Source organism: Vibrio sp. zbq_1, assembly GCF_043102935.1.
In the GTDB taxonomy this organism is placed as follows: domain Bacteria; phylum Pseudomonadota; class Gammaproteobacteria; order Enterobacterales; family Vibrionaceae; genus Vibrio; species Vibrio parahaemolyticus.
In genome coordinates this window covers 154,641-173,398 of sequence record NZ_JBICJH010000041.1, presented here as the reverse complement: position 1 = coordinate 173,398, position 18,758 = coordinate 154,641, and the positions used below count along the sequence as shown (strand labels likewise).

Here is an 18,758-nt window from a genome sequence, read left to right as displayed (position 1 = left end):
CATGCCCCAGCAGGGAATGAAGTCCCCGTCGGGTGGTGTGTTGATTGTGGTATGGCTGTGTATGTAAGAGTTCAGCTCGCTCTATCATTCGTACCCAGCATTGGCTACGAGTGAAACTGCTTTCTGATGCACTCGATGTAAGCGCATGAGAAAGGAGCCGAAATCGGCTCCAAGTGAACGTTAAAAATAAAATGAGCTCGGCGAGTCACCTGGCAGAACCAAGTTCTCTTGCTCAAGGCTGATTTTGATTGGTGTTTCAACGGGCTGCTCTGGCTTATTGGTGCTGATACGCAACCGCTCTTGTGGCGCTTTTCGGTAAGCGGCTAAAACCTGTTCGTCCAGTTCGCCTAATTTATCGGTGGCCAATTGCTTATAGTCCACAGTGCCCGCCATCATGTAGCGGCTGAGTTTGACCCCAGCATAATCCGCATGAGCGTAATTACCCATCATAGCGACCAATTTTGACTGAGCTTCTCGCATTTCCTCTTTCAAAGATTTAATGTGATTTTCCAGTCGGACAACTTCGGCATGTGCTGAGCAATACTGCCGAGACAGCGATGTCCAGCGGTATTGGGCTTCACCCTTGGGAACAAAACAATCTTGTTCAGGGCATTTTGACGGTTCTTTTTTGGTCTGTACTAACTCCCAAAACTGAAGCGCTGTTTCTTGCAATTCAGTTAAGAACGCCGCGTCTCGTTGTATTTCAAACTCAATCAGTTGATCCTCAAAATAGAATACCAACCAACCACGCGTGCTATTGGCGACCAGTATTTGATGCTGAACTTGCACCCAATACAACTGGTACGCCTCACTTTGTTCTCTGTGAGCTTGCACATCCTCAAAAACTGACTGGCAAGGACATTTCAATTCAACGGGTTCACCCGCATCGTTGATGCCATCAAAGCTGGCCCGAAAGATTGCGTTATGATCGGCTTCTGCACATAACGGCAGAAGAAAGTCATTGTGCGCATTCTCAAATGCTCGCCTTGCTTGAGGCTCCAACCGAATACCGCGAAGCACATTAGGATTATTCGACAGGTCTTCCGGTAATACGAATCCGGTTTTTTCTGCCCACAATCGCCAAGGTGTTTTGTAGGGTGAACGCCCCATAATAATTGGGGCTTCAGATGCCGTAACCCCTGCAATGCGCCACTGGTGCCATGCAGGAGTACGTTGTGATAGGTCGATAACCTTCATATTGCCTCCTTTGAGGGGAGACTCCCCCGAAGGAGAGAACTCCCCTTCAGGGTTAAGTGGTTACTTTGCAGCTTGCGCTAACGCTGTTTGGTGCTGAACAACACTTGCTTGAACCGAATCAATTGCCGCTTTACCGGCTTGAATCGAACCTACGACAAGGGCAACAACCAATACCAAGCGAAAAAGTGAGGCTGATTTAGTCATGGAAGATCTCCAAAAAAAGACGAGACCTTCCCCCTGACGGGAGAATAATCCCGCCAGGGTTAGTAGAATGAATGCGTGGCGCTAAGAAGCTAAAGGCTGTGTGAGCGCTTTGGCTGCTTGTTGCTGTGCATTAAATATTTCTTGTTTCGCAAACGTCAGTTCAACACCTTGAAAATGTTCATTGGCATATTCCAATGCACTATTCCATGCGTTTGAAGCTTCCGCCCGCTCGATAAGCTTGTAAACAAGCCCTCGGGTTCGATCATCAACTTGCTCGGGTGGAATCACAGATGGCTCAACAACATGTGTTGCTTGGCCTTCGATAATTCGCTCCGCTTCGTCTTGATCGAAAATTCCCACAAAGCCAAACGCAATGCGGGAACACTGGATCATGGATTTATGTCTTAGCATTCGCTTAGTGTGCGTCTGCCATGGACCATCTACACGGTAAGGGCCATTTTTGCCGTTACCTTCAAAAGGCGGTCGATAGACTTCATCCAGGTATTCAGTGATTTTGACTGGGTGCGAACGGTCGCGCCGGTAGATGATGCATTCCATCCATTCCGGGCATTCTTTCGCGCCATCCAGTGAGACTTTGTTTTCTGAAGTCTTAAACTCCATGCCATCAAACTGGTCGTGTTGATTGATGATGCGAGACCATCCATCGACACCTACCACTGGAATAATTCCAGCTTGCTTATCAGGGAACGCAAAAATCTCTTTGGTGAAAGGGTTCAAGCCGTACTGATCTGCAACCACCAAGAGCGCCATCATCTGCTCATTGGTCGGTGCACTACCGTCACGTTGCTTAAATGCTGTTGCTTTTAGGGTATCGAACAACTTGTTTGGATCGACACTAAAGCGCTCAGCAAAGCGTTGGATTAGCTTTGGTTTTTCCATTATGGACTCCGACAATCAAAGTGGGAGTCTGCCCCTGACGGGAAAGTACTCCCGACTGGGTTAAAGCGTTTTCGCTCGGTTAGAAATCTGGTTCAGGATAAGTTTGTGCCCAATTAGCTTGGGAGCCCGCATCATCCGCCGCTGATGGCACAGATGCTTTGTTCACACTATCAAGAAGCAGAAACTCGTCCGCGTCCACTTCGGTCAATCGATGCTTAATACCATCTTTCTCCCATGAGCGCGTGCGCTGAGGCCCTTGAACAAAAAGCTTCGCTCCTTTTTGGATTAAATCTTTTGCTCTTAGCCCTAACTTAAATCCACCACGATCTCGAAAAACGACCCGATGCCATTCCGTATGCTCTTTGAGCTCATTGGATTGACGGTCGCGCCATTTCTCAGAAGTGGCCAGCGAAATGCTGGTCACCAAATCACCTGATGGATAGGCTCGCGCCTCTGGCTCAGAGCCAACGTAGCCTATGAGTGTTACTTGGTTTTTCATGATGTTCTCCTCGTCTTAGTTGAACTCTGTGCACACAGTTGCTTCTACCCGGCTGGGCAAAGAAGACTGACGACGCAGATAGGTTGGTATTTCGAGTAAAGCCATATCGTACTGATGTGGCTCTTTGTAAAACGCAGATGTCAAACGGGGCATACCAGGAGCTTTAGGCACTGCCATTGGACGACGTTTTGGTGTTGGTGTGAGCAATCGCTTGATTTGAGTAAGTACAAATCGAAACGGGCGCACGCTTTGACGAGCAAGCAATCGCAAAAGCGACCAGCTCAGTTTTGCAAGCAACATAATGCCTGCGATTTGGATAATAAATCCGAAGATATATTCCATTGGTGACTCCTTAATTTGGTTGTGAAGGAGTCCCCCCCAACTGGGGAGAACTCCCCCAGTTGGGTGGTGAAAAGGCGAACCGCAAGGAACGCATGGTTGAGCATGTAAAAACATGCAGGCTATTTGTTTAAGGAGGCTAGCTACCTCTTAGTACCACTGAGAAAACTCAGCGGCGGGCTTCCTTTGAGCTCATGCTCTCAGGCGCAGATATCACTGAAACAGATCAGCAATATTTGATAGTCAGTGTAACCGTCTTATCCAGACAGGATAGTTAGAAAGATGCTCAATTCTTCCATCTAGCTGAAAGGCCATTACTTCACAGAGGATTAGGCTAGGGACTGATTATTGTCATATCAGGAGCAAACTTATGGCCCAAGCAAAACCCAATTACTCAAAACCCATCTTTGAACAATCATTCACAATTAACAGCTTACAGGCACAACGTGTCGTTGACCGTGTTTTTAGACGGACGGTCAGTGCGCTTTACGGAATCGATGTGATCCTGCGCATCATTGGCGATGAGAACGAAATTGATGAAGTGGAACAGATCATTAGCCAGTTGATCGAGGATTGCGCTAAAGCGGTAGACAACGAACAAGCTCGTTTGGACAAACTGATGGAGTCCAACGGCATCGATGAAGTACCTGACTACACCGACCCAATTACCTTCAACGCCAAAATAAGCTCGCCCCAAGTTGGCCAGTTTGTTGGCTTAGTGCGCAAACTCGATGCGTTGATGATCTCAATGGACACACTCTGGTTATCTAGCGTGCTTAGCAACAAGCAACGTGTTGATGGTAACTACGCATGGCAACAGCGCATCATCAAACTGGCTCGACGCATTATTGATATAGAAATTCGAGCACGAAAATCTGCCCAAGCTAAGGGTAAAGAAGCAGAAGTTGAGCAAGCGGTGCCTTCAACCGATGACGATATCACTGAAGAGGAAACAGATACCCCCGCCAACTAGGCTCCCATCAACCAGCCCCTCTCGAAGGGGCTCTTCATCTTGCTGTATTTTCTATCAAAATCATTAAAATGAATTTAACTGTCATTTTTGGCCAATTTACATGAATAGAACTAATTTTCTCGTTACTTTCTTGATAGCGTTGTTCGCACTACCTGCATTTGCAGAACACCCAACATCGTTCAGTCAGGCAAAACGATTTGCCCGAGAAATTTACCAAGACAACCAAAGTACGTTTTACTGTGGATGTAGCTATAGCAATGATGGTGCGATTGATGCTACATCTTGCGGATATGAACCAAGGAAGCAACCGAAACGAGGTGAACGCTTAGAGTGGGAGCATGTTGTCTCAGCATGGGAAATTGGCCATCAACGCCAATGCTGGCAAAACGGTGGACGTCGGAACTGTGAAAAGAATGATCCTGAGTTTTCTAAAATGGTGTCGGATCTCCATAACCTCGTACCATCAGTAGGAGAGCTCAACGGGGATAGATCAAATTTTCGATTTGGCATGATTCCGAACGAACCAAGAGCCTATGGTCAATGTGATTTCGAAGTTGATTTCAAAGACCGCCGAGCAGAACCACCAGCTAACCGACAGGGTGATATTGCTAGAATTTATTTCTACATGCGAGATCAATACGACCTAAGACTAAGCAGACAACAAACTCAGCTATTTGAAGCTTGGGCAAAAATGGACCCAGTTGATGAATGGGAAAAAGTACGTGATTTGAAGATTGAAGTCATTCAAGGTAAGTCTAATTGCTATGTATCAGGCAGCTGCTAGCATGTATCCACAACCTAACTCAAGTTTTTATTCAGACCACGTAATTGTAAATTGTCACCAGATTTTTTAGACAATTAAGATGTATTGAGTCTCGCCCAGAAAAGGTTTGTAATTAGCAAAGTATCTATGGCGACTTTGAGAGGAACGGCGGCTATCAATGCTCATGAATGAGTGGAACCGTCAAAAAAATAAGGGAATTAATATTGATTAAGAATGAACTCATACGATTTATGCAAACGTTAACCGGTGATGATGTAGCGATAGGAATACGAAAAATCGCTAACCTCGTTCTTGACCATTTAGATACGTTGGAGCCTTTAGGTACAGCACAAAGCCGACGCGCAAAGAAGATTGTAGATTTTACTTCAGGCAATTGGGATAAACTATCTGATGTGATCGCGGAAGCTGCTACTGAGGATAGCAGCAGCGAAAATACCATTAAGCTGCTTAAATCAATTAGCGTTGGTCCATTTCGCGGATTTGCTAAAGAAGAGACATTAAACCTCAATAATCTTCTTGTGCTAATTTATGGCCCAAATGGTGCTGGCAAATCAAGTTTTTGTGAGGCGCTAGAATTTGGTTTGCTGGGGGCTGTAGAAGAAGCTCAAAGCAAACGATTTACTCCCGCGCAATACTTAAAAAATGCTCATGTTAATCGCTATATCGCTCCTGCCATTGAGGGAGTGAACAGTAAAGACGAAACAGTTGTTGTTTCACCAGATGAGTCTCGATATCGTTTCTGTTTTGTTGAGAAGAACCGTATTGATAGCTTTTCTCGCATTGCGGCACAATCACCTGCCAAGCAAACAGAGTTGATTTCAAGCTTGTTCGGTCTGGAAAGCTTTAACATCTTCGTCAAAGATTTTAGCCGTGAGCTTGATGAACGCCATATCGATTTAGTTGGAAAAAAAGGACTTCAGCTAAAAGAAAAACAACAGCAACTTGCAGTTCATCATCAGACGATAAAAGACAATCAAGAAAATCTAAAAGTAACGACTGTTCATGAGCAAGATCTGGCAAAAACACTTGACCCTAAAATTGATTTTCAGCAAATGCTCGTGACTTTGGGAAGCGAGGAAAAGCCAGGTGAAATTCAAGTCTTAGATGCAGAGTTGCAGAAAAAGCAGCAAGACATAACTAACCTGTCTGTTAAAAAGTTAGATGAATGTAAAGGAAACCTTGAGACAGCAAATCAAAACTTGATTGAAAAGTCTACTGAAATTGCCAAAGCAAGCGAAAGTCTATCATTTAAGCAACTATATGGCGCTGTGCTTGACTTAAGAGGTACCAGTGAAAACCAGTGCCCAGCTTGTAAAACGCCTCTAGAGCAGGTCACACAGAACCCCTTTGTGTTAGCCACATCCGAATTAGAGAAACTCGGCTACTTAGCGAAATTAGAGACGGAACAGGCGCAGGCAAAAGCTGAATTTTCTAGAGCAATTCAGTCGGTTCATACCATAGTTTCTGCTTGTGTAAAATATAATGGAGACGGTGAAAATCCTCTTCTTGCTCACATTGTTGACGACAGTATTAAATTAGATTGGTCCTGGTGGGAGGCTCTGACTCAAGAAGGTGAAGAAGTGCTATCACCGTGGGCACTCTTAGCTGAACAAGTTAAAAATCTTGAACAGCGCGATGTTGAAGTCAAACAAGCAAATGAGGATAGAAAGCTTAAACAGGAAAAGCTTAAAAAACTTCGTGAATTTAAAGATCAGGCAACAAAGTTACAAGCCCAGAGAACTACTTATGAAGATGCGATAAAGAAAGCGCAAAAAGCGATCAATACCTTCGATGAAGAAAACAAAGAACTAATTACTGAAGCTGAAGCAGAGAAAGCAGTTGTAGAAACGAATAAACAAATAGCAGTCAGCTACAAAAAATTCGTCGATATGCTCTTTGATTATAAAGATCAGCTACCCAGTAAACTTGTTGCTGATTTAGGTGAACTTGTTGTGCAGTTATACAATGCCTTTAATCGTTATGATGCACCTAAAGATCAACTAGCTGGAATAAAGTTACCGTTAGTTTCAGGCGAACGTATTGAAATTGCTTATCAGTCTGAGCCAACAAAGTTCTTTGATGCTTTACACGTGCTGAGTGAAGGCCATATTCGCTGTATTGGCCTATCTATCCTGCTGGCTAAAAACTTGAAAACTAACAGCCCGCTTCTCATCTTTGATGATCCTGTTAATGCGATTGATGATGAGCACCGTAAAGCAATCCGAGAAACTCTATACAAGGATGAATTTTTCAAAGAGAAGCAGATCATTTTGGCCTGTCATGGTGAAGAATTCCTCAAAAATATTCATCAAGATATTGGAAGAAAGGCAGCCAGAGAGTCGGCAACATACAAATTTTTACCACAACGTGGGGAATCACACATTCAGGTCGCATCTTTCTCTTGCCCACCTAATTATGTGCTTGCTGCAACTACTCATTTTGAAAGTGCAGAATATCGTAATGCATTAGCCTCCTCACGACGTGCCTTAGAGTACTTAAGTGAAAAAGCTTGGCATCATTACAGTAAGTACTGTGATAAACGCGATGATATGATAAGCGTTTCCAAGAGAGCTCCAAACTTGCCTCACGACTTAAGGGCTCTTACTGAAAATTTAAAGGCTAAGATTAGTCGTTCTAAAGCAGACATTCCTAACAAGTTACAAATTGTAGAAGCATTTGACTTACTTCTTGGGGTCAACGGGCAAGATCCTCATTGGCTGTATTTGAATAAGGGAACACACGATGAAACCGATAGAGATGAGTTTGAACATGGGACTGTTGAAACAATAGTTTCATCTTTGGACGCTCTTGATAAAGCGCTGCTTGGCCACTAGGTTGCAGATAAAAATAAAGCTTTTCTGGCAAACTGGTGGAAACGCTAATACAACTAGCCCAGCTAACGCCGGGCTAGTTGAGCAATTTCTTTTAATTATTACCCGAAATTTCTTCCGTCGCCTCCTGGCGAAGTTTCTGGGTATCCATTCCGTTTAGCCGTTCAATGGCTCTGTCTGCGGCACTTTGACGGTTTCCATCAACGTTTAGCGTACTTCCTGAGCCAGTGAGTCTCTCAAGATCCAGTGAAGGTATTTCAGGTAGGTTGCCCGTGATCGATAAGATACCTATCCATTCATCGAGATTGACTTGGCTCCAATCTACCTGGTTTAACTGACTCGCAGTCAAACCTTCACAGTTTGGTGACTTGGCACTGCCCCAACCAAGGCCTAATTGCGGACGCACTTGTTCTTGAATGATCCGTGAAAGTGGCGAAGTAAAGCAGCAATATGACTGCCGTTTTTCAACACAGGCACCTAAGAACTTAGACTTGCAGTAAGAGCCAATGTAGTGGCAACTCTTCAATACCCGCTTGGCGTTCATTTCAAACTCACTCTGCTCACATTTCCAGATAAGCTGAATGAGGATCATGGTGACTGAGTAAATCATGTAGGCCGTCATAACCGTACTCAGAACCGCGCCCGCAGCTCCTCCCAGTGCAAAGTTACCACCCGAAACGACACCATCGGCTCCAACCGCGCCACCAACGTTGCTAAACAGTGCCGATTGCGCCCCCGAACCAAAGGTCGTACCTACCCATTCAGCCGTTTTGTTGGTCAACACCTGCATGAAGCCAGTCGCAGCTTGCTCCGCTCCAGCGCCAGCAGCCGTTGATGGCCCGGCCCCAATGAGAGAGTCCCATGCAGACACAAAAGGCTCTTTAACCGCACTCCAAGTGCTCGTGATTGGCTCTCTAAGGGTATTCCACGAACCATAGATTGCCGAAGACGGATTCATGGCCATGACTGCCGTATCAAGCTTGTTAACCGCCACTATCATCGTGATGTAATCCGATAACGACACGCCACTTGGCTTTTCACAGCAATCCACTATGCCACCAACGGCTTTTTTGCACTGGCCAGCATTACCTTTAAAGACCGTACACTCGACGTTATCTTGGCCATCAGCTCCCGTACATGACATATCATTGGTCATAAACTGCGCAGCATTGAGCATCGCAGCGGCCTCTGCAAAGTTAGCCTGCTTGATTGACTCTGGCTCTAAACAATCTGTGCCCATACAGCGAACTGGCCCCTCACAGTTGTATTGAGTTTCCATTCGTGCATTTTGCACTTCTACGCTTTGTCCGCAGTCATACACCAAACTTTGGATATAGCAGAAGCCTTCATGACCAGCCCCGCCTTCAGTGCATTCGGTTCTGACATATTGGCAAGCCGGGTTTTGCTCTAGCGCGGCACACGTATTGGTGGTCGTGTTTTGTCCGTTATTGACGATAGTTTGAGTATTACCATTGGCATCTACCCAGCTATCTGAGCTGCCCATGTTGAACTCAGGATGAGCAGTCGAAGCATTGTAGGTCGCTCTTGCCCTCCAGCATGAGAGTCCCTGTCCATCAGAACTGCCGCGACTGGTTAAATGAGCAGGAGACGAAACAACCGCCGGATAAAGACTTCCAAGATTGGCCAACTCGCCACTACCAACCGTTAACCCGTCGATTCGTTTTGTGCCCGTATCCAAACACTGCCACTGCACCGCAGTAAACTGATCCGTTTGCATCAAGCATTGCTCTATGCCCGGATCACTTGATTGATGAACAATGTCTTGCTCTAAGTACTTGCCAGAGAAGGTCAATGAAGCGCTCAGTTTCGCAGGAAACAAACACTTCTGAACTTCTCGGCTGCAAGTGTCGAAATCGACTTTGTTCCAGCCGGATTCGCATCTGGAACGAGTGACTTCCTGAGGTTCATGCCACGAAATAATCGACCCATTAACGACCTTGCACAATGAGCCAACCAAGGTTCCTTTTGGACAGGTCATTTCAGGGTACTTAATGGACGGTTTCGTCTCTGTGACCGCTTCTTTATTGCCCGTCAGTGAGAGTGTCGTTTTCCAACCATTTGCCTTTGACGGCGACTCGGTGATTTTTATCTCAGTATTTTGATTATCAAAAACTCTCAGTGTCGCGTTTCCAGTTTGCATAGTACTGCTGTGCTGTGGAACAAAGCTGAGCGTTTCAGAGCTAAAGCAACCGCGCTCAATGTACAAGCTTTGTTGATGTGTTTCGGCGGATACACGTCGCTCTAACTGACACTGAGTAAGCGTGCTGATCTTTTCGCACACCTGGTAATCCGGTACATGCTTGGTTTCCGTAAATGGCGTAATCGTCTGAGTAGGCTCACAGGCCTCAAAACTACTTGGCATAAGGTTGGATACCACACACTTTGGATCGCTGGTTTGCAATCCACAGTCATAGGTATCGGTAAAACGCATGCATTCACCTTTATCATTGGTTTCGGCACATTCTGAAGACATGAAGCCACAGGAAGGATTTGCTTCAAGCACTTGGCAGGCCTGATTTTCAATCCCCTTATAGCTTTCGTCATCCACACTCACTTGTACACGCCGACACAAAGGCGATATGCCAGTCACAGGGCTTGGGGCAAAGTAGGATTCACAAACTGAAACACCATTGACCACCGTACATCCGTTGGTTGAAGAAGGCTGATCCGTGCATTGAATGCTGTAGTCTGAAAACTTCGTCGGGATATCCGCTGCTTGTTCGATACAGGATTGCGGCGACCAACTATCATTCATCACCACCTTGGTTGGATCAAAGCGCACCTTGATGCGCGCATACCCCTCACCACTACCCGTAACCGATACGCGAATTTTGACTGGCACTTCTAAACCGGGCTCTACCGCTTTTAGCTTGGCGGTGAGGTCAGTATTAGGATTGCGTTCCCAACTGGTACTAAGCTCGCAGCGACCTGCCGTTTCTGGTGGAAAGTTATTGTTCGGCCCAGACCAGACTTTCTGATCGCCAAGCCACACTTGCATGTAGTCATCCCATTTGGCGTACTCAAGAACGGCTGAGGTAATCGCATCGGGGTTCACGACTTTGAGTGTGATGGCCTGTTCGAACACTTTACAACGACCACTCCAGTAGTTGTCGCCAATTCGTCCTATCCAAACTTCAAGACACCCCTTACCACAAGAGCGAAGGTTCATCGGTCCAGAAACATGCTCAATAATGCCTGCCGTGTAATCGTGAGTAATAGTGCAACTGTTAACCGCTGTATTGAGCCTGTCGCATTGCTGGTAGTTTGGGTTGCCTTCACCTTGAGACTCACAGCCTGGGAAGCTTTGGGTTAATAGATTGGGGTCAGTTTGAACCGCATCAGTTAATGCCCACAGCGGATCATTGACCATATCTGGCCGCGACCTGTCTTTGATTTGCTGTAGCGAGCGAAACGCTTCACCCGTAGCGCCACTTTCGGATGTCATGCTCTCTTGGCGCTGCGTCCCCAATTGATTCATACTGGCATCAGAGCCATAAACGCCCGTTAAGACATCCAATGAGCCCTGATCCATACCAGGGAAAAGCTCTTGCAAGTTAATCGTCTCATTACCACTGCCATTCGGCACCGACAATGTATTGCCATTGAGTGCGGGCATCGTCCAGTTTTGCAGCAATTGCTTACCTTCCTGTTGTCCGCTTAGACCGGATTGGCGCTGCACATCAGCGGCCACACCATGTAAGGGCAAGCACGCCATAGTGATAGATAAAATACCCGCTAACACTCGGGTAAAAAATGTTGGTTTCATAGTTAACCTCCCGAGTTACAGCAGTCTTGCCAGCGCCACAGAATATAGAGCGCATCTTCACCGGCACCGGGGATCGTTCGCCACTCTCCCCATTTCATGGTGCTTTCACCGATGACATGCGCACTTTCAGTTTCCGGTACAGGGAAGAACATACTCATCTTGTATTGGGATTTCGGCAGCATGGGTTCGATAACAGGTCGGCATAACGCACTGTTCCCCATTGTTCGCCTTGCAAGACCACGCCTGTGTTGAGCCGCGATTGCTCGCGCTGCTAAATGGCTGGTGTTTTCTGCTAATGAGCCAAAGGCTAAGGTATGGCCAGATAAGGGATAGAGATGGCCCCAACTGCCAGCACACCAAAACAACTGGTCGACGGGTTTACCAAGCGTTGATGAAGCAGCGTCAGCGGTACAAGCAGATATAGCCAATGGATTGGCAACGGCAGCCGCTTCAGGCTGAGTAAAAAAGGCCAGTTCATCGTTCAGCCATGTTGGGTCCAATTCCGACAAATACATCAAGTCAAAGTCCATGTAACCATCGGCATTGCAATTGCCATCCATGAACAAATCGAGCATAACCAAAAGCGGAAAGGCGTAATAATGGTAATGGTAGAAAGCGAGATCACCGGTGTCGTATTCACCTTCGCCATGACCACCTTGCAGTCTCCTATCACCTAACGGTAAACGAATCCCTCCCAGGGAAGGCGAACAACCCGGCGTTCTGACCAATTCAATCAGACGCGCTGGCTCCCACATGCTGGTAACAATACCTGGCCTTGGCACGCCTAAGTTGTCTTCACATAAGCAAAATGACTTGTTTGATGCGCCGCTTGGGACACTGCCTGAGCCAAGCGGAAGACCTGCAACCCGGATAGGAAAAATGCATGACCAGCAAACATCCGTCAGCAACTTGCCCGACAATAAACCCGCGTCTGGGCAGGTCAGTTCGGCTTTTGCAGGAATAGATGCGCCCAGGACAAGCATGACAACGAGAGTCCGCACCAGACGATACGAATTATTGAGCTTTTGCATGAACAAGCTCCTTTGCTGGAATTTCTTCTATTTCAAACGCGAGCCCCTTTGCTTGAACAAACGATGGGGTGACTTGCAAATCAAAGCGCTGCTTTAGCGAGGCATTGAGAAGGTAAACCGGACTGTCCAATGTCTTTTCGAGCGCATTGAGGCGATTCCAGCCTTGGGCACGGTCGAGCTGCGTGGTGATAAGAGTAATGCGGCGCAGTGTCCTATCTTGCGTCTCAAGCCAATGCGCTACTGCGTCCACTTCTTCAGCGTTCGACGCATTAAAGACCACGAGCTGCTGAGTAAATGGCAAGGCTTTTAGCGGGTTAATACGCGTTCCTGCTGGGATCAATGTTCGGCCATTGGCATCCAATAGTGGCCGCTGTATGACGATGGTTGGATCAACCATTCTTATCCGATACTGCGTTGCTTTGGGTAAGTCAGTAAATGTTTGGCGAGACCAGAAACGCTCAATGGCTTTTTTCTTTAACGCGCCGAGGTCAAGCGACTGTAAACGCTGCATCGCCACCTGCATCAAATCCGGTTCTAAAATCGAATGAATTGGACCGCGTTGACCCAATGAACCGCTATTGCCAGTTTCAATTTGGCGCTGCAACCAGTCCTTGCTGTAAACCCCTAGTGCACTTGCAGTCACCTTGTCATCTTCTATGCGGAAAATGGCAGGCACGCTAGTCACCCGCCAGTGCACAAAGGCTTTCGGATCGATTCGAACCTGAGGAACAGGATCAAGTCCCGCCATCAGGGTATGCCAATCACGGATAGCCGCCCCCAAGGTCTTTCCTTCAGGAATTCCCCGAAACAACACAATAGCGCCGGTAGCACTGGCCTCTTTAAATAGCTGCTTCAGTGACGAATCACCCAATGAAGACGACGCAAATATCAACCATTCATCGCTGTGTTTGAGCGACACAGGTTGTTCAACCGGTGCAAAAGGCTCAATAAATCCAGATGAGCCATCCACAGCACTTTGTAAAATGCTGCGGCTCATTTCGACGATCTTTTTGTCCTCGTCAGACAACGGATAAGGCTCTTGTGCCCAGGACACTTGAACCCAAGCCAATGGAGCAACCAACAAAAATAAGAGGTATAGTCTTCTCATCATCCACCTCCTACCAAAGCGGCCAAGCGCGACCGACAATCTGCTCGCGCTTAACGGCATTCCAATAGCGGGAGTCGAAACTTGTTGCAGCCTCGCCGGAAAACCAATATTCGTTTTCTTGCAGCGTCAATGAGCGGCTAAATTGTGATTCCGCGACACCAAGACGCTGGGCTAATGCCATGCCGGTAGAGACTTGAGCACCATTCACCAGCACATGCTCAGGAGTCACATTGACTTCATCCCCAGGCATCCCTGTTAGGCGTTTCAGCATACGAGTACCGTCGTTATATAACGGAGCGAGTCCTTTTGAGTGGAAGGCATACAAACCATCCTTAACGGGCTCTTTATTCCATAGGTCAATCAGATACACCGTGGTATCAGGCAGGCAGCGCTCTTGCTGGGTATCAATACCTATTCGGTAGCGCATCATGGCGTAGGTGCCTACCAAGGCCATGACTAACGCAAGAACGGTCAACCGAATGAGATATGGCCGCCAAGGTATTCTTTTACGGAGTATCTGCATGAGACACCTCCTTTGAGCCAACTGGCACAAATATGGAATCATCAGCACCCACCACCGCTTGGGCATCCAGCACGATAAAACCGGCTGCTTTTAGCTTTTCAATTTGCTGATTGGTCTGAAGCAACCTGGATTCGATGTCTTGTTCGCTGGCATTGGGGCCCAGTGACAACACCGCCTCCCCAAAATCCACGACTGCAATGGGCGTACTTAACGCCAACTGGCTGTGGATGGGTTCGAGTGTTTTCATTAAGAGCCAGCTGGTCATTAAACCGCTACCAGCAACAGACAAAGTAATAGAGGCCATAAATGGCCAAAGCGTGAACTTATTCATAGCCTCGCTCCTTTAACAGCTCGGAAATGGCATCAGCAACAGAAAGGCCTTTGCGCGTTAACTGCTTAATCGCGTTTACATCTTCTGCACGGGACGAGTACAACAGCTTGTGAAACGGATCGACGATGAGGCGGCCAATCCCGGTGCCCATCTCGGTAATAAAGAAAATTTCGGAATAGACACCAGTGACGGTATGAACCGTTTTCAGGTATTCATAGCCGCCTTCACCTAGTGGCAAGCGACCTTCTTTTTTGAGTGCGTTGATGGTTTCAGCTTTTTGGCCAAGCAGGTACATATTGGCCGAGTTTTCAGCGATGGCTTTACCTGTAGGGCTGTCATACAAATCGTTGACCGATTGCGTTACCGTTACAGCACTGCCACCATATTTTCGAAATCGACGGTAACCCGTCTCGATGAACTTACCGACATCACCTTGAGTCAGCAGATCCCAGGCTTCGTCAATAAACACAATCTTGCGACGATCCCGCTCACCTAAGTACATCTCCTGTTGGATTTGGTAGATAAGCTGAAGCAACACTACTTGTTGTAGATGCTTACGCCCCTTGAGCTCTTCCAACTCCAGAACGGTGAAACGGTTTTTGAAGCGAATATTGTTGTGACCATTAAAGAAACGGCCATATTCGCCCTGTGTCGTAAACGGATAGAGCTGCTCACCCACGTCTTGCACACGTCGGTCTTCGTGATTTTTCAAGGCCTCTGCCACATCATCAACCAACATGGCACGACCTTTTTTCTCCCACAGTTCACGGGTCTGACGCTTTAGGTTGGCCATCTGAAAATCGGTTAATGACTGCGTAGGTGCGGCCATTGCGGCCAATAACCCAACCAGTACATCCGCTTCTTCGTCATAGTCCTCAACAATTTCAAACGGATTTAAGCAAATGCCACTGTCCCGCCCGAACTGTAAGAACTCACCGTCATAGACTTCACACAGCTTTTCATAAGAGCGGCCAACATCAATCACCCAGCATTGCCCGCCTTCTGATAAGTAGGAAGAGATGATTTCGTTCACCAGGAAAGACTTGCCCGATCCCGATTGCGCCGCTATGCAACAGTTGTAATTACTGCCCGAGTCATAAAGGGATACACTCATGATCTGGCCATTACGGGAAACAAAGTTAATCACTGGCGTACCCGTGCCTTTCCAATCCGCAAACAAAGGCAACAGAGGGATCACATGCCGTGTCGCCATAGTCTTGAATCGAAACAAGTCGTTCATCGCCTGTCGGTCAGCACCAAATGGCAAGGCATTCAGGAAAATGGGCAAACAGAAGTACTTGTCTTCCATCAGCTCAAATCCGAGTTCTTTAAAGTAAGTTCGAGCATTTGAAACAGAGCTGATGGACGCCTCTTCCGTTGGTGAAAACAGCGTTAAGGTCATATTTGCCCGAATAGGACGATCACCTTCTTGCAAAGCTTCAAAAAGAACATCAAACCCCTTTTTCTTGGCTGCAAGCACCGGCACAAACTTGAGCATCGGGCCATAGGCCTGATTGACCGCCCATTGACGCTTCGTCTCTAAACGAGATCGCATCGCCTCAGCTGAGGGAAAGTGAATGGTGACATTTAGCAAAAAGCTGCCGCGTAAACCGCGACTGCCCGTCATCATATCGCCCGCAAAACTTGCGGCATGACCAAACCAGATCCGCTCAGGCAAGCGCTTAAACGATAAGGTTTTAACTCGGTAATCACCCAGCATCAGACCTTGACTATCCACTTTGATAGCCCGGTCATAATCCAACACTTGCTCTCGAAGTGGCTTATCTGCCTCACTGCGGATTGGTGATGGATTACGCCAGGAAGCATCTTTTCCCCAGTTAAGCTGCGAACTTAATGCCGCGAGCCAGTTCCGGTCAGTCATCTCAGTAACGCGAAAACCAACCGTTGCCAGCGCCTGCGAGAAAGAAGCACGAAGCGCTGATGCTCGACTTAACTCACGCTCGGTCGGTATAGGACTTTCCAAAGGCAATTTGCAGGTGACGATCAGTTGAAAGTTGCGTACCTGAGTCTGGGTCGATTCTTCTATCGGTTGAACCGTGCCCCCATCGAGGAAATCCGCACGTTTGCGTATCGACGCCCTAAGCAATGGATCGGATTGACGATGCCGTAAGCCCATCATGCGTTGAAGGTCGGTTTGAATATCAGGCGAGGCGTACAGGCCAAATTGCAGCAAAGTGTCTTTTGGCCAGTCGTTGTTGAGAAGAACATTAACCCTGTCTGCAACAGACTCATCACCACCGGGCAATGGGTCACATAGAAAACCAAAGCCAACACTTTGGTCTTCCATGAAAAACAGTTGCTCATCGTCTGAATAGGCCAAGACTGGCAACAGCTCTGAAGCGCGTTGCCCTGAATACAGAGAGGCTTTCATTAACGCCCCTCCAACCAAGCAGAAAGATCATAAGGACGGCCTCGGCTGATGCGACCATCATTGGCGACGATGAAAGGCACACCTTGAATGCCCAGGATTTGAGCCGTCACCAAAGTACGCTGCATTGGCTCCAAGTTGCAGGCATCATCCTGTTCTAGGTTACCAATCCGGCCATTGAGCAATGCATCGGTGGCCGCTTTCTTGTCTCGCGCACAGCCAAGCTGGCGAACCTGACGCTCTGAATCAGGACCAAGCACTGGCACAGGGAGTATTTGGAAGGTGTATTCTTTGGTTAGCGGTAAAGCTTGTTTCAAAAGCTCATGGCAGTGCGGGCATCGTGGGTCAACAAAGACCACCACTTTCTTTTTGCCTTCGCCCAGCGTCAGTGGGTTCAAATCATCCATTTTTAAGCCAAGGCGACTTAAGTCCAGCGTGTTACCCGCTTCACGAATTTCTTCAAGGCTGGTAAGCGGCTTTTTCGACCAGGCGTCATAGAGCGTGCCATCAATGACGAACCGGCCACTGTCTGACATGAAAACAATACGGCCATTGCTTTCGACCGCTTTCATACCCGTGACAGGTAAAGAAACCATGCCGTCAATTTTGCCAACGGGCGACACTTCAGACACAGGTTCAGCTTGAACCAAAGGAGACAGCGCAAGCGCCAGAATAATTGGAGATAGTTTTCGCATGAGGAGTCCTCGTTAATGTAAATCGAGGCTCCAGTCTATGCAGTTGTCCTATGTGGACTCGGTTAGATAGATTGAAGAATTGGATGCCTTGCTAGGGTGCCACTTGTTGTGACGCACTATTGGTAACGGTATAGCTATCATTCTGAAAGTTGACAGGTTCCTCCCTGCTAGACCTCTGGTTTACTTAAGTCTATTTTTTCATACTCTAGGTGTTAAATTTCACAATGGTTTAAACCAAAAAGAGTTACGTACCGTCGAAATACAACTAACCAACTCTCAAAGTTCCAAGAACAACACCGCGTGTATCTATTGACTACACGAAAAAAACCGTTTAAACTGTGTATTAAGTAGATATACGGAGGATGGTGCCATGGCTACAAAGACAGCCCCAATCAACATGCGAGTACTACCATCGGTAAGAGACATCATCGATGCCGCAGCAAGTTTAAAAAAAGTTGATAGAACCGTGTTCATTCAACAAGCAGCGCTCAATGAAGCGCATAGTATACTGGCAGAACAGCGGGATTTTGTTCTAGAAGCAAAGGCTTTTGAAGCGTTTGATAACGAACTTCGTGTGGAGCCACAGACTCTTGAAGGTATGAAAGATCTGTTTAAAAGGAAAGCGCCTTGGGAATAAGTGCACCAACCCTACTCACTGCTGATCACGAGATTAACGCCTTTCAATGTGGCATCGAAGAACTCGATACTTGGTTAAGAAAGCAGGCGTTAAAGAGTCAAAAGCGGGGAACCGCGAGAGTGTATGTGGTCAATGACACGGAAGTACATCAAGTGATTGGGTACTATGCCATTGCCATGGGATCAGTTTCCAGAGAGCAAGCCTTCAGTTCATTAAGAAGAAATAGTCCAGATCCCATTCCCATGGTGATTCTAGCCAGGCTTGGAGTAGATAAAGCCCATCAAGGTCAAGGCATTGCAGCCGGTCTTTTAAAAGATTGTATCATTCGCTCAGTACAAGCAATGAACGCTGTCGGTGGAGCAGGAATTTTAGTTCATGCTATTGATGACACTGCGCAAACGTTCTACAAGAAATTTGGCTTCAAAGAATCGACGTTTGATCCTTTAGTACTCATGGCAAGGATCTGCGATATCGAAAAATCATTGTCGATAGACTGAGATGACGGCTCCCCTTGCACAAGAGAAGCCGTC

Annotated in this window: 17 protein-coding genes and 1 pseudogene; 6 read left to right on the top strand and 12 right to left on the bottom strand. The window is 47.1% G+C overall.

Annotated elements, in window-relative coordinates:
* Nucleotides 1-180 precede the first annotated feature (180 nt).
* The 5 genes from ACF8CV_RS18665 to ACF8CV_RS18645 form a co-directional block, all read right to left on the bottom strand.
* A complete protein-coding gene (locus tag ACF8CV_RS18665; protein ID WP_004249381.1) occupies nucleotides 181-1,197 on the bottom strand; it encodes a YqaJ viral recombinase family protein in 1,017 nt (338 codons plus the stop codon).
* Between the two features lie 60 nt (nucleotides 1,198-1,257).
* A complete protein-coding gene (locus ACF8CV_RS18660; RefSeq protein WP_000167275.1) occupies nucleotides 1,258-1,401 on the bottom strand; it encodes a hypothetical protein in 144 nt (47 codons plus the stop codon).
* Nucleotides 1,402-1,482: 81 nt separating this feature from the next.
* Nucleotides 1,483-2,301: a phage recombination protein Bet gene (gene bet, locus ACF8CV_RS18655; RefSeq protein ID WP_000414662.1), complete on the bottom strand. Its 819-nt coding sequence runs from the start codon at nucleotides 2,299-2,301 to the stop codon at nucleotides 1,483-1,485.
* Nucleotides 2,302-2,380: 79 nt separating this feature from the next.
* Nucleotides 2,381-2,800 (bottom strand): single-stranded DNA-binding protein, encoded by a 420-nt coding sequence (locus ACF8CV_RS18650; RefSeq protein WP_392416442.1) that lies wholly within the window; start codon nucleotides 2,798-2,800, stop codon nucleotides 2,381-2,383.
* 15 nt (nucleotides 2,801-2,815) lie between these two features.
* A complete protein-coding gene (locus ACF8CV_RS18645) occupies nucleotides 2,816-3,142 on the bottom strand; it encodes a hypothetical protein (RefSeq protein ID WP_000455722.1) in 327 nt (108 codons plus the stop codon).
* 367 nt (nucleotides 3,143-3,509) lie between these two features.
* Here ACF8CV_RS18645 and ACF8CV_RS18640 point away from each other — a divergent pair, with 367 nt between their 5' ends.
* The 4 genes and pseudogenes from ACF8CV_RS18640 to ACF8CV_RS18625 all read left to right on the top strand — a co-directional run bounded on the left by ACF8CV_RS18640 (nucleotide 3,510) and on the right by ACF8CV_RS18625 (nucleotide 7,730).
* Nucleotides 3,510-4,112, top strand: coding sequence for a hypothetical protein (locus tag ACF8CV_RS18640; RefSeq protein WP_025574392.1), 603 nt, complete (start codon nucleotides 3,510-3,512; stop codon nucleotides 4,110-4,112).
* Nucleotides 4,113-4,212: 100 nt separating this feature from the next.
* A complete protein-coding gene (locus ACF8CV_RS18635) occupies nucleotides 4,213-4,896 on the top strand; it encodes an endonuclease (protein ID WP_392416438.1) in 684 nt (227 codons plus the stop codon).
* 167 nt (nucleotides 4,897-5,063) lie between these two features.
* Nucleotides 5,064-6,020, top strand: a pseudogene (locus ACF8CV_RS18630) (AAA family ATPase); the annotation flags it as partial.
* A gap of 144 nt (nucleotides 6,021-6,164) precedes the next feature.
* Entirely contained in the window at nucleotides 6,165-7,730 is a 1,566-nt protein-coding gene (locus ACF8CV_RS18625) for an ATPase (RefSeq protein WP_392416555.1), read from the top strand.
* A gap of 91 nt (nucleotides 7,731-7,821) precedes the next feature.
* On the opposite strand, the gene traN is transcribed toward ACF8CV_RS18625, so the two are convergent.
* The 7 genes from traN to ACF8CV_RS18590 are packed head-to-tail and all read right to left on the bottom strand — an operon-like array spanning nucleotide 7,822 to nucleotide 17,591.
* Nucleotides 7,822-11,514 (bottom strand): conjugal transfer protein TraN, encoded by a 3,693-nt coding sequence (traN, locus tag ACF8CV_RS18620; protein WP_392416436.1) that lies wholly within the window; start codon nucleotides 11,512-11,514, stop codon nucleotides 7,822-7,824.
* 2 nt (nucleotides 11,515-11,516) lie between these two features.
* On the bottom strand, nucleotides 11,517-12,545 hold the full coding sequence (locus ACF8CV_RS18615) for a TraU family protein (protein ID WP_392416434.1): 1,029 nt from the start codon (nucleotides 12,543-12,545) through the stop codon (nucleotides 11,517-11,519).
* Nucleotides 12,529-13,653 (bottom strand): TrbC family F-type conjugative pilus assembly protein, encoded by a 1,125-nt coding sequence (locus ACF8CV_RS18610; protein ID WP_392416552.1) that lies wholly within the window; start codon nucleotides 13,651-13,653, stop codon nucleotides 12,529-12,531. Before ACF8CV_RS18610 ends, ACF8CV_RS18615 begins: the two co-directional genes overlap by 17 nt.
* Nucleotides 13,654-13,663: 10 nt before the next feature.
* The gene (locus tag ACF8CV_RS18605; protein ID WP_392416433.1) at nucleotides 13,664-14,176 is read right to left on the bottom strand and encodes a S26 family signal peptidase; all 513 of its coding nucleotides are present in this window, start codon (nucleotides 14,174-14,176) and stop codon (nucleotides 13,664-13,666) included.
* Nucleotides 14,160-14,507, bottom strand: coding sequence for a hypothetical protein (locus ACF8CV_RS18600; protein ID WP_055464771.1), 348 nt, complete (start codon nucleotides 14,505-14,507; stop codon nucleotides 14,160-14,162). Before ACF8CV_RS18600 ends, ACF8CV_RS18605 begins: the two co-directional genes overlap by 17 nt.
* The gene (gene traC, locus ACF8CV_RS18595) at nucleotides 14,500-16,899 is read right to left on the bottom strand and encodes a type IV secretion system protein TraC (RefSeq protein WP_392416429.1); all 2,400 of its coding nucleotides are present in this window, start codon (nucleotides 16,897-16,899) and stop codon (nucleotides 14,500-14,502) included. Before traC ends, ACF8CV_RS18600 begins: the two co-directional genes overlap by 8 nt.
* A complete protein-coding gene (locus tag ACF8CV_RS18590; protein WP_001228924.1) occupies nucleotides 16,899-17,591 on the bottom strand; it encodes a DsbC family protein in 693 nt (230 codons plus the stop codon). The genes traC and ACF8CV_RS18590 overlap by 1 nt, the downstream gene beginning before the upstream one ends.
* 370 nt (nucleotides 17,592-17,961) lie before the next feature.
* On the opposite strand from ACF8CV_RS18590, the gene ACF8CV_RS18585 reads away from it, so the two are divergent.
* Together ACF8CV_RS18585 and ACF8CV_RS18580 are read left to right on the top strand one after the other, a co-directional pair.
* Nucleotides 17,962-18,228: a DUF1778 domain-containing protein gene (locus ACF8CV_RS18585; protein WP_392416426.1), complete on the top strand. Its 267-nt coding sequence runs from the start codon at nucleotides 17,962-17,964 to the stop codon at nucleotides 18,226-18,228.
* Nucleotides 18,219-18,725, top strand: a complete 507-nt coding sequence (locus tag ACF8CV_RS18580; protein WP_188731963.1) for a GNAT family N-acetyltransferase — start codon at nucleotides 18,219-18,221, stop codon at nucleotides 18,723-18,725. The genes ACF8CV_RS18585 and ACF8CV_RS18580 overlap by 10 nt, the downstream gene beginning before the upstream one ends.
* The last annotated feature ends 33 nt before the right edge of the window (nucleotides 18,726-18,758 follow it).

Coding starts and splice junctions, on each gene's coding strand:
- ACF8CV_RS18665 (WP_004249381.1), bottom strand. CDS start 1,197: ATGAAGGTTATCGACCTATCACAACGTACTCCTGCATGGCACCAGTGG.
- ACF8CV_RS18660 (WP_000167275.1), bottom strand. CDS start 1,401: ATGACTAAATCAGCCTCACTTTTTCGCTTGGTATTGGTTGTTGCCCTT.
- bet (WP_000414662.1), bottom strand. CDS start 2,301: ATGGAAAAACCAAAGCTAATCCAACGCTTTGCTGAGCGCTTTAGTGTC.
- ACF8CV_RS18650 (WP_392416442.1), bottom strand. CDS start 2,800: ATGAAAAACCAAGTAACACTCATAGGCTACGTTGGCTCTGAGCCAGAG.
- ACF8CV_RS18645 (WP_000455722.1), bottom strand. CDS start 3,142: ATGGAATATATCTTCGGATTTATTATCCAAATCGCAGGCATTATGTTG.
- ACF8CV_RS18640 (WP_025574392.1), top strand. CDS start 3,510: ATGGCCCAAGCAAAACCCAATTACTCAAAACCCATCTTTGAACAATCA.
- ACF8CV_RS18635 (WP_392416438.1), top strand. CDS start 4,213: ATGAATAGAACTAATTTTCTCGTTACTTTCTTGATAGCGTTGTTCGCA.
- traN (WP_392416436.1), bottom strand. CDS start 11,514: ATGAAACCAACATTTTTTACCCGAGTGTTAGCGGGTATTTTATCTATC.
- ACF8CV_RS18615 (WP_392416434.1), bottom strand. CDS start 12,545: ATGCAAAAGCTCAATAATTCGTATCGTCTGGTGCGGACTCTCGTTGTC.
- ACF8CV_RS18610 (WP_392416552.1), bottom strand. CDS start 13,653: ATGAGAAGACTATACCTCTTATTTTTGTTGGTTGCTCCATTGGCTTGG.
- ACF8CV_RS18605 (WP_392416433.1), bottom strand. CDS start 14,176: ATGCAGATACTCCGTAAAAGAATACCTTGGCGGCCATATCTCATTCGG.
- ACF8CV_RS18600 (WP_055464771.1), bottom strand. CDS start 14,507: ATGAATAAGTTCACGCTTTGGCCATTTATGGCCTCTATTACTTTGTCT.
- traC (WP_392416429.1), bottom strand. CDS start 16,899: ATGAAAGCCTCTCTGTATTCAGGGCAACGCGCTTCAGAGCTGTTGCCA.
- ACF8CV_RS18590 (WP_001228924.1), bottom strand. CDS start 17,591: ATGCGAAAACTATCTCCAATTATTCTGGCGCTTGCGCTGTCTCCTTTG.
- ACF8CV_RS18585 (WP_392416426.1), top strand. CDS start 17,962: ATGGCTACAAAGACAGCCCCAATCAACATGCGAGTACTACCATCGGTA.